This window comes from Shewanella sp. CG12_big_fil_rev_8_21_14_0_65_47_15 (genome assembly GCF_002783505.1).
In the GTDB taxonomy this organism is placed as follows: Bacteria; Pseudomonadota; Gammaproteobacteria; order Enterobacterales; family Shewanellaceae; genus Shewanella.
In genome coordinates this window covers 190,874-201,304 of sequence record NZ_PFGL01000044.1, presented here as the reverse complement: position 1 = coordinate 201,304, position 10,431 = coordinate 190,874, and the positions used below count along the sequence as shown (strand labels likewise).

8 protein-coding genes are annotated in these 10,431 nt (G+C 42.2%); 5 read left to right on the top strand and 3 right to left on the bottom strand.

The annotated features are described in order from the left end of the window. Positions 1-255: 255 nt before the first annotated feature. Positions 256-1,290, bottom strand: coding sequence for a DNA-binding protein (locus COW15_RS12395; RefSeq protein ID WP_293632851.1), 1,035 nt, complete (start codon positions 1,288-1,290; stop codon positions 256-258). A 242-nt stretch (positions 1,291-1,532) separates the two neighbouring features. On the opposite strand from COW15_RS12395, the gene COW15_RS12390 reads away from it, so the two are divergent. From COW15_RS12390 to COW15_RS12380, 3 genes are all read left to right on the top strand, one after another. Next, positions 1,533-2,765, top strand: coding sequence for a site-specific integrase (locus tag COW15_RS12390; RefSeq protein WP_293632850.1), 1,233 nt, complete (start codon positions 1,533-1,535; stop codon positions 2,763-2,765). 28 nt (positions 2,766-2,793) lie between these two features. Further along, on the top strand, positions 2,794-5,802 hold the full coding sequence (locus COW15_RS12385; RefSeq protein ID WP_293632849.1) for a Tn3 family transposase: 3,009 nt from the start codon (positions 2,794-2,796) through the stop codon (positions 5,800-5,802). Between the two features lie 121 nt (positions 5,803-5,923). Continuing rightward, positions 5,924-6,157 carry a hypothetical protein gene (locus COW15_RS12380; RefSeq protein ID WP_293632848.1) on the top strand — a complete coding sequence of 78 codons (234 nt, stop codon included), beginning with the start codon at positions 5,924-5,926 and terminating at the stop codon, positions 6,155-6,157. A 234-nt stretch (positions 6,158-6,391) separates the two neighbouring features. On the opposite strand, the gene COW15_RS12375 is transcribed toward COW15_RS12380, so the two are convergent. Next, entirely contained in the window at positions 6,392-6,910 is a 519-nt protein-coding gene (locus COW15_RS12375) for a sigma-70 family RNA polymerase sigma factor (protein WP_293632855.1), read from the bottom strand. 350 nt (positions 6,911-7,260) lie between these two features. On the opposite strand from COW15_RS12375, the gene COW15_RS12370 reads away from it, so the two are divergent. Then, positions 7,261-7,506 carry a hypothetical protein gene (locus tag COW15_RS12370; protein WP_293632847.1) on the top strand — a complete coding sequence of 82 codons (246 nt, stop codon included), beginning with the start codon at positions 7,261-7,263 and terminating at the stop codon, positions 7,504-7,506. A gap of 17 nt (positions 7,507-7,523) precedes the next feature. On the opposite strand, the gene COW15_RS12365 is transcribed toward COW15_RS12370, so the two are convergent. Then, entirely contained in the window at positions 7,524-7,964 is a 441-nt protein-coding gene (locus tag COW15_RS12365; RefSeq protein WP_293632846.1) for a hypothetical protein, read from the bottom strand. A gap of 178 nt (positions 7,965-8,142) precedes the next feature. On the opposite strand from COW15_RS12365, the gene COW15_RS12360 reads away from it, so the two are divergent. Beyond that, entirely contained in the window at positions 8,143-10,416 is a 2,274-nt protein-coding gene (locus tag COW15_RS12360; RefSeq protein WP_293632845.1) for a bifunctional diguanylate cyclase/phosphodiesterase, read from the top strand. The last annotated feature ends 15 nt before the right edge of the window (positions 10,417-10,431 follow it).

Here is a 10,431-nt window from a genome sequence, read left to right as displayed (position 1 = left end):
CCGGTCTTGAAAACCGGCGTGGGTTTATAGCCCACCCAGGGTTCAAATCCCTGCTCCTCCGCCATATTCTACGGAAAAGCCATCAGCAATGATGGCTTTTTTGTTTATACAGTTTGAACCCTGGGTTCCTCATTCTAAGCGCAGCTCCTGTGCCATATGAAGTCAGAAAGCCGCTAATAATTAGCGGCTTTTTGCATTTTAGCTATTCTAGAGGGTCCACCGGGATTCTGGAATTTTTCGCCAAATCAGACCTAATTAGTTGTTATCTTTAGATATTGAACGATTCTGACTATCGGCCCCCTTCAATTCAATGAACCATCTGTCCATAATGTCTTTTTGTGCATTGGCAGTAGATTTCAACGATTGTACTTCAATGATAAGTAAGGCGTTCTTGTCAGTCTGCTCCGCGAGTTGCGTGTTTAACAAATTAATTCGAGACGTTGCCTGTTGATACCTATCTTCCACAGAGGTTATCTGCTGCTTGAATGAATGGTTTTCCGCCTCCAAAGCTAGCTTCACGTTGGTCATTGTGGACAATGATACTTCTGCTTTTTGCAGCTGTTCTGATGTCCCCTCTAGCAAAGTTTCTAACCTGGCACATTGCTTTTGTACCGTCGCATTCTCCAGCTGTTTAGCAGTTAACTGTTGGTTTAGCGCTCTAATCTCAAGCTGCAGTTGTTGTACTTGCGATTCATGGCGATGTTGCTCTCGCTCTCGTTGTTCTTTAACGGAATTACGGTAGTGTTCAAGCGCTGAGCGTGACTGTGCATGTTTTTCTTCTAAGGAGACTATCTGCTGATCTTTATCGGCAAGTCGTAATAACATGGCTTCTTCATTGGTCTTCAGTCTTTCGAGTGTCAGCTTCTGCGTGTCGATATTCGTTTTGAGCGCTTTGCTTTCATGCTCTTGCTGCTGAAGCTTCCCCATTAATTCATCTCGATGAGATTGAGTTTCTAGTAGTTCTTGGCGTAGTTGTTGATAGCGTTCGTCTCTTACCGTTATTGCTTCTCGATGCTGCACGCGTTCGTTCTCGATTATTTCATTCGCTTCTTGTAACAAACGGCCCGACATCTTTTCAACGATAAAGGTGAGTTCTTCGCTTAATGACGTAGTGAGCTGCGTGTTGCCTTCAGCCTCCTCCAATTCCTTGAGGTAGCGATGGATTGTGGTTTTAGAACCGGTATTCCCCAATTCAATACGTATCGCGTCGATGGATACTGACTCTCTTCGCGCCAATAGTGCATTTCTTGCCTGCTCAACTGCTTCTTTACTTATGCCACCACGTGCCATGTCATTACCTTTCATAATGTATTACGTACTATGTAATTACATACTAATATGTAATTTTAAAAATACAAATATTATTCAATGTATAAGAGTAGATAATTCTGAGTTATCTACTCTCATAACAAAAAAGCTTGATTTGATGGGGTCAGTTGGTACGTAATAGAGGTTGTTCAAAAAACAGCCGTTGAAAAATGTGCTAGGCTGCTTTTCTTATGTGTACTAAGTGGTGTACTGAAAAATCTAACATGAATGATGTAGAACGCTATATTGAAGCAGCAACACGGGACAATACCCGCCGCAGTTACCAAGCGGCCATTGAACACTTCGAAGTTGATTGGGGGGGGATGCTGCCCACCACATCAGAGCAAGTGGCCCGTTATCTTGCTCACTATGCCAATATGCTTTCACATAGCACGCTACGGCTGCGGTTGGCTGCGCTCGGACAGTGGCATGTGTCGCAAGGTTTTGTGGATCCAACGAAATCTCCCCTTGTGAGAAAAGTCTTTAAAGGCATACGTGAGATCCACCCTGCAAGAACTAGGCAGGCCAAGCCGCTGGCCATTGATGAACTTACGCAGATCTGTGGCTATTTGGAGCAAGCGCAGCACAGTAATGATCAACTGCTAGCCTTAAAAGCCACTCGCGATAAGGCGCTGTTACTCATGGGTTTTTGGCGAGGATTTCGCAGTGATGAACTCTGTCGTATGGTCATTGAACATATCGAGCTTGCGCCTACTCAAGGGATGAACATTTACTTACCCCGTTCTAAATCAGATCGCACCAATCAAGGTCGGGAATATCGTACCCCCGCCTTACAACACTTATGCCCCGTGCAAGCTTACCAAGAATGGTTAGCCCTCTCAGGGTTAACCGTTGGTCCGGTCTTTCGCGGTATTAATCGTTGGGGGCAAATGAGTTCTGAAAGTTTGCGGCCATCCAGTATCTTACCGCTTATGCGAAAGCTAATGGCGCAAGCGGGGATCTGTCACTCTCACCTCTATAGCAGTCATTCATTACGGCGGGGATTTGCGTCATGGGCAACGCAGCATCAATGGTCACTAAAGCAATTAATGGAGCATGTCGGCTGGAGAGATGCGCAATCAGCACTGCGTTACATCGAAGTGAGTGCACCATTTACGCCAGAACAACTGCAACCATCTACACCGCATGCAGCTACTATCCTCCCACCAATGACCATTGTGGATGTCCAGCTATGCTTATCACGTTTTCATGATAAAGCGCCAAACGAAAGAACGGTGCGACTTAAATTAGAACGCTTTGCGTTGAAGGCCTTTGGCGCACTGACGACCATTGATGAACACCATTACCAGCTCCAATTATTCTCTGAATGTGTGGATGCAGATCTCGATGAAGTAGCGGATGAACTATTGGATCGGATGCACAGTATCGCGACTGATCATCAATGTATGTTGGAAGCGGTAATCGTCCACCATGAAAGCGGTCGGCGCTGGGATTAGCCAGATTGACTAACGAAAGGGAGTTTCTATGAAGACTGCTGAAAATACTGCTTACCCACGATTAGAAACCTACTTCTCATACAACGTGTTATCGCAACGATATCATCCCAGTGAAAATGAGCTTGTGTTAAGTCAAATTCTGCATAATCCCTTACACCGCCTAGGCTTCTTGGTGCAGTTAAAGCTCTTTCAACGTCTTGGCTATTTTCTCTCTCCTATCGATTGTCCCGATCAGATCATTGAACACATCAGAAAAGTGGCAGGTATTATTTGGGTACCAAAGCCCTCTGATTGGAAACGATATGATAAGTCAGGAACACGACAACGGCACCTCGCGATGATCCGCGCACACATTGGCGTAAAACCCTTATCTTCGGCTGAACGTTCTTGGTTAAAAAATGTGGCACATGGTGCAGCACAAACTAAAGAAACCGTCACAGACATCATCAATGTGATGCTAGAAGAACTGGCCCATCACTGTTTTGAATTTCCAGGTCTTACCGTATTAGAAAAGCTAGCAAGAACAGTACGTCGACAAGTCAATGATGCGTACTATCGACAGATCTGCCAATCCTTAAGCCAATCGACAAAATCTAGGCTAGATCAACTTTGGCAATCAAACAGTGCTGGTGTGTACTCTCACTGGCAGCAACTAAAACGAGAACCGAGAAAACCGACCAACAAAGAAGTGCGCAGTTATTTGCAACATGTGGAGTGGTTACGTGATTTAGAAAGTCAAATGCCAACCCTGGCGATTCCCGTTGCCAAGTTTCAGCAGTTTATGTTGGAAGCTCGAGCACTGGATGCTCAAGAAATGCGGGACTTAACGTCTAATAAACGTTATGCCTTAGCGGTGATCCTTATTCGCAGTCAACATGGAAAAGCACTTGATGATGTCGCCGAACTGTTCATCAAGCAGGTTAGAGATCTCGAAAATAGCGCTCAACAAAGTCTACAACAGTACATTCTGCAGAAACAAAAACAAGCGGACGAATTGATCAGTAATTTTCGAGATGTGGTGCTTGCCTTAGAAGAGCCTGGTAATGCGAGTAGCCGTATCGCACATATTGAGCAGTTATTACTCCCAGACAAAGAGACCGTCATTGCAAAATGTGATGAACACCTCGCGTATGCGGATAATAACTACCTACCTTTTATGATACGTCCCTATGGAAATAAACGGTCGTTATTATTTAACTGCTTGTCCATCCTCACCTTAAAAAGCACCTCAAGTGACAAAACTACAGAACGATTAATCAACTGTCTGTTATCCCTCAGGAATAATCGCCAAGAGCATATTAGCAAGCAGTATTTACTTGATCAGTTTAATGGCACCAAAGCGACACGATGGATTTCTTCTGTGTGGAAAAAATTAGTATTGATCCATGCCGAAACTGAAGACGAAGTGGTGGTGTTACATCGTAAGTTTCTGGAGTTGTGCATTATGGTACATATAAAACAGGAACTGATGTCGATTGACCTATTCGTTGCACAAAGTGAACAATATAAAGATTATCGCGAAGGGATGGTGGATGCAGATACCTATGCCCGCGAACTGCCTGTCTATGCCCAACAAGTAGGGTTACCACTTACGGATCCAACACTTTTTATTGCGGAATTAAAGCAAAAGCTGAAGACACTTGCACAGCAGGTAGATGGACGATTTCCTGAAAATCCCCACGCGGCCATTCACGAAGGTAAACTCAGTCTGAAGCGAGCCTCTACTGTGCGACCTAGTGCCGCTATCCAGCGTATTGATGATGCCATTACAGAACAATTAGAAACGACCAGCATTGTTGATATTTTGGTGGATGCAGAGCATTGGCTTGGTCTAAGTGATTTATTTTACCCGCTATCGGGCAATCAGAGTCGATTAGAAGATCACGCTCAGCGGTTTGTGACTACGCTCTTTTGTTATGGCTGCAACTTAGGACCAATGCAAACCGCCCGTTCGATTAAAGGGATCAGCCCTAAACAAGTTGCTTGGTTGAACCTTAAACAAGTCACCGAAGACCGTTTGGATAAAGCGTTAACCAAGGTTATTAACGCTTACAATAAGTTTGAACTGCCAACATTTTGGGGCAGTGGTAAACACGCTTCTGTTGATGGTTCTAAGTGGGATTTAAATGAGCAAAATTTGATGTCGGAGTACCACATACGCTATGGTGGCTATGGCGGTATTGGTTATTACCATGTGTCTGATACTTACATCGCGCTTTACTGTCGTTTTATCTCTTGCGGCTCTTATGAAGGTCATTATTTACTTGATGGTTTGATGAAAAACACATCTGATATCACCCCTGAATTTCTGCACGGTGATACGCAATCACAAAGCTATCCCGTTTTTGGTTTGTCCTACCTACTCGGTATTGGCCTGATGCCAAGGATCCGCAACATTCAAGATCTGAACCTGTTCCGGGCAGACAATGAATGTAAATATCAAAACATCGATCGGCTATTCAACGGCAGTATCGACTTCACGCTGATTGAAAATCTGTTACCAGACATGCTGAAGCTCATTCTATCGATTAAATTGGGCAAGATGCCGGCATCCTCGTTACTACGTCGACTCAATACTTATAGTCGCAAGAACAAGCTTTATTTTGCCTTTCGGGAATTGGGTAAAGTCATTCGGACACTGTTTCTGCTCAACTACATCGACAATTACGAATTGCGGCAAGTTATCCAAGCTGAAACCAATAAATCTGAAGAGTTCAATAACTTCGTAAAATGGTTTTTCTTTGGTGGTGATGGCATCATCGCCGAAAATATTCGCCATGAACAGAGCAAAGTTGTCAAATATAATCAATTGGTTGCCAATATGGTAATTTTGTACAACGCTGACAAGATGACCTGTATTTTACGAGAGTTAGCCGACCAAGGAATCGATCTCACGCCAGATCGACTTGCAGGTTTATCTCCCTACAGAACGGCTCATATAAACCGCTTTGGTGACTATTTATTAGACATGGACCGAAGTTACAGCCCATTAAACTTTGCCATGAAAATTGACGCACAAGTAAATGTGAGACGATGATACATTTACCCCCATTAAATTTACTTCTGCGTACTTAGTGACGATTAATCAATCATCATTGCCTAAAAGTTTGCTATACGATAAACCTTAAATATGATAGCGATTTAGTTGGAGTGTTTAGATGCAAATAAAAATTGAACAACATGAAAATGGAGAGTATTACTTCTTGATTCCTGAACAGTTACAAAAAGAACTTTCTTGGAATGAAGGAGACACTATCAGTTGGGGAGATAATGGGGATGGTAGTTGGACATTAAGCAAGTTAAGCCAGCTTGATGTATTAAAACTAAAGGCATTTGAAGATCCAGAAGTGAAGGCTGAATATGATAGACTAGAAGAATGGCTCTTCAGATAATTGGTCAGATAAATAGTCCTAACAGTAGGCCAAGCGCGTATTTGCAGTAGGCCAAGCGCGTATTTGCGCCCACACTAAACTACTACTGAAGGCGTTAGACAAAATGATAAAAATCACATCCCAAACACATGCCTATCTACTACGACTCAACAGATAGAGGAATAGCTAACGCTATGGATGAGCTAATAATAGGAAACAACGATTGGTTTCCATCATGCATCGCCAACCCCTAAGTCACTGTTTATCAATCGTTATGCAAGTCAAGCTATGTTTGAGTTGCTCACGCGCTCGAAATAATCGTGTGTTTACCGTATTGGTTGTTAGCATCAGCTGCTCTGCAATTTCGTGACTACTCAACCCCAATAATACTTGCATGATTAAGGGCTCTCTGTACTCAGGCGCCAAAAGAGCTATTTGGTTCCTGATATTTTCGTATTCGATATTTTGTTCTACCGAGTGAGAACTCGTATCAACTAAGTCATTCTGTTCTATATCGTCAATATCTAATGTTTTCCTACTGAAGTAACGTGCATTTTCTCTTCGAACGATAGTAAGCAACCATGATTTTTCAGCATTTTCGTCAAGTTGCTTATCGAGATATTTCCAAGCCCTCAAATAGGATTCTTGGATAATCTCTTCTGTTGCATTTTTGTCTTTGCTCAACCAATAAGCAAAACGAAATAAATCAGCATGATACAAAGCAACGAGTTTTTGGTAACGGATAGTGCGCAGTTTAAGGTGGTCATTGTACATATCAAATCCGATTGAATGGTGTGCACGTTGTGACACGAGTTCTGCTAGCACACTTACTTATTGAGTTTATGGCGTTTTATAAACTTTGTTCTATAATCCTATATGTAATTGAACAGTTGTTCAATATCGATATTTGTTTGAAATAAGCATAATGAGTATAGCGCGAGTGACATGGTGGGCATGTCGTTACGCAGGAATCAGTAAAAGGCATTACCATTTATTTCAATTTGTTAAAGAAGCACTAATCTCTAACCTCAACTGCTAATAAAAGTATCATCAGTGTGAAAGGATTCTCTCATGTGACGGGTCTTGTTCATTAGATGAATGATTAACCATTGGGAGTGCAAATTATGTGTAGTACACCAAAGACTAATTCGGCGGCTATGCCACCCAAGATCCCTTTTCGCAGTTTTATGGCGAGTATGACGCTTGAACAACGACATACATTTGCCGAGGTGGCGAATCGCGCCGATGAGCGACGAAGCATTCGTGAGCAACGTCTTGGTCTTAAACGCGCTGTTAAAAACAATATCAAAAAAGATATTTCATTATGGAAGATGCTGACTCGCTTCTTAAACCGCTATTTTGTAGCTTAAGATCCGAAGGGATGATGCTACTTTAGTCTAGCTAAGATGTTTAGCGAGGTATGGCGGAGTCGATCAATTTCGTTGGTCACCCGCTCTAGGCTTAATTTATCCTGTTCGAGGGATTCCCAATTTTGTTGCCAGACTAAAGCTAGATTTTCAGCTTGCTTCGGAATGGGTTCTTGCATGATTTGAGCTAAATCTTTGATTGTTAGAAGGGTAACCCAACCTCTGCGAGGATTTCCTTTATTGTCGATGTCTTTGTCATAATGCAAATAAAATACGATTTCTTGTAACTCGTTGAGTTTGTGGATCATCTCAAATGCAGCTGTGCGTTGATTTCGATTCGCTTCGGTTTGTTCATTACGCCAAGTGTTATAGCTGAGACTACTCAAAGCGACGACGAGACTAATCATTGCCAGTAGATTCGTTTGAAGTTGTTGTAAAAGCGTTTTTCCTATCCTTGGCATAATTGATTTCCATTTTACTGAATTGTGTTAAGTGAATTTTATATGCTTTTGATTTACGGATTGTTATTTAGAGCTAGTCTTATGTTAGTTTTGAAATGTAACCATGGGCAAGATCGTTATGATCATTAGTTTCAATTTCTATGGTACATATTGTTACTAATTTCATAGAGATCTGTATATGGCAAATCGAATAAAACGGCTGCAATTGTTGTCATTTTTTCTGTATGGACTGGTGGCAATGGTTGGTCTTGGTTTGGCTTGGTCGGTGTATATTGGTATGGAGGACGTAGAACAAACCACGACAACGTTAGTAGAGAAACAACTGCCTAGCTTGGGTATCGCTCGAGATATCGCTTTAAATTTGAGTGAACAAGAGCGTGTACTTTACGAGTACTACGCCACAATTAAACCCGAGCTTTATCAAAATAATTATCTCTCTCGCAGTCAGGTTTTATATCAAAAAATTGAGTTACTTAAAGATATTAATACTGACCTGACTCTTCAGTTGGATTTGATGCGTGAACTACAAGTGATTCAACAGCTAAGTCAAGCATTTCATCTAAACATGTCCAGTGGCAATATCGACTGGGATCAGGCTCGCGAGCAGTTAGAAAAGATTAGTGAGCAAAGGCGTTTGATGGAACCCCAACTTAATGCTTTGATGTCTAATGTGAATAATCATGTTTCAGAAGGCTACAGCGCGACAAAGCAACAGCTATCCACAACGGCATGGAGTGTGATTATTTTCAGCCTGGGGTTATTTGGGATGTCGATTGTATTGGGCCGTTACATTAAAAATTATATCGAATTAAGCATAGCTAATGAGCGTTTAGCCATGTTTCCACAGCGAAATCCCAATCCTGTACTGGCATTAAACAGTGGGTTAGAAGTGCTGTACCATAATCCGGCCACGATAACCCTGCTTAGAGCGCTCAAGTTACCCGAAACGCCATTGTCCCTGCTTGCGAGTGACATTAAATTACAGCTTGAGGCGACAAAGAGCAGTGTCCCACCAGTACAAATTTTTCAACATTATGTGAATAGTGCATTTCTCACTTATGAAATACATTGGTTGAAAGACCAACGAGCTTTTAATATTCATATGCAGGACATCACTGAGCAAAAAATAGCTGAAAATAATCTACACTATAAAGCATATCACCATGATTTATCTGGTTTAAATAATCGTGTCAGTTTCTTGCAGCATGTCGAGGCGGCCATTGACGCTGAAATACCATTTAGCCTGGTGCTTGTGAAAGTGACTCATTATGCTAAGTTAGTCGGAGACTTTGGGCTTTCTGGCGCTGCAGAAGCCATTATCTGTGTCGCACATGAACTTGAACGGGTATTTAATCACACAAAAAAAACACTAACCTGTCAGGTAAACTTGTTCCATATTGCAGATGCGAGTTTCAGCCTACTGATTGAGGATGTTAATGCATCCGAAAGTTTACAAGCATTTCTGTCTCAAGTTCAAAAACGCTTTGAAAAACCCATAGATACTCACCTTGGAGAGATCCATATACAGTTGCAGTTGGGGGTTACCGAATATCCTCGTTGCAGTAAAAACGCGAATGAGTTGCTATTACACGCTCAAATTGCTGTAGATAATAAGCAATTATCAGCCGTTAGCTACTTCGACCATCAACTAGGCTCCCAACATAAGCGCCAACAGGATCTGAACTTACGGTTAGGTAAGGCGATTGAGCGCGATGAATGTATGTTAGTTTTTCAACCTCAGTTACATCTTAAGAGTGGCTGTTTAATAGGTGCAGAAACGTTAATCCGTTGGCACTCGGATATGGGCGTCATATCACCCGCCGAGTTCATTCCCTTAGCTGAGCAGGGTGGTTTTATCTTGCCGTTAGGCAAGTGGATCTTAGAGCAAGCCTGCAAAAATTTGGCGGCATGGCAAGCAATGGGACACCGTTCATTTTGTTTGGCCGTCAATATTTCCCCAAGGCAATTTATCCAACCAGACTTTGTCACACAGGTTGCTGCTCTATTGGCGCATTATCATATCCCGCCTCATACATTAGAGCTCGAAATTACCGAGGGTATGATGATGGAAAATCATCTTACTAGCCTCCATGTGCTAAATGAATTGAAGAAGATTGGCGTATCACTTGCCATTGATGATTTTGGCACGGGTTACTCGTCATTGGCTTATTTACGTCAATTCCCTGTCGATAAATTAAAGATAGATCAATCCTTTATTAAACATCTTCATCTAGATACCTCCGCCCAATCGATAGTATTGAGCATCTGTCAGCTTGCGAAGAATTTATCATTAGAAATTATTGCCGAGGGGGTCGAATATAGTGAGCAGCTCGAGATATTAACTCAGTATCAGTGTGATGTGATTCAAGGCTACCACTACAGTAAGCCACTTCAATCCGCTGATTTTTTAGCATTTCTACACCAAAAGAGTGAATGCTCTGTCCGCCACTAAAATATGAAGCTTTAC

Bases quoted from the DNA above. Each gene is read 5' to 3' on its own strand.
- COW15_RS12395 (WP_293632851.1), bottom strand. From the start codon at position 1,290: ATGGCACGTGGTGGCATAAGTAAAGAAGCAGTTGAGCAGGCAAGAAAT.
- COW15_RS12365 (WP_293632846.1), bottom strand. From the start codon at position 7,964: ATGCCAAGGATAGGAAAAACGCTTTTACAACAACTTCAAACGAATCTA.
- COW15_RS12385 (WP_293632849.1), top strand. From the start codon at position 2,794: ATGAAGACTGCTGAAAATACTGCTTACCCACGATTAGAAACCTACTTC.
- COW15_RS12375 (WP_293632855.1), bottom strand. From the start codon at position 6,910: ATGTACAATGACCACCTTAAACTGCGCACTATCCGTTACCAAAAACTC.
- COW15_RS12370 (WP_293632847.1), top strand. From the start codon at position 7,261: ATGTGTAGTACACCAAAGACTAATTCGGCGGCTATGCCACCCAAGATC.
- COW15_RS12380 (WP_293632848.1), top strand. From the start codon at position 5,924: ATGCAAATAAAAATTGAACAACATGAAAATGGAGAGTATTACTTCTTG.
- COW15_RS12390 (WP_293632850.1), top strand. From the start codon at position 1,533: ATGAATGATGTAGAACGCTATATTGAAGCAGCAACACGGGACAATACC.
- COW15_RS12360 (WP_293632845.1), top strand. From the start codon at position 8,143: ATGGCAAATCGAATAAAACGGCTGCAATTGTTGTCATTTTTTCTGTAT.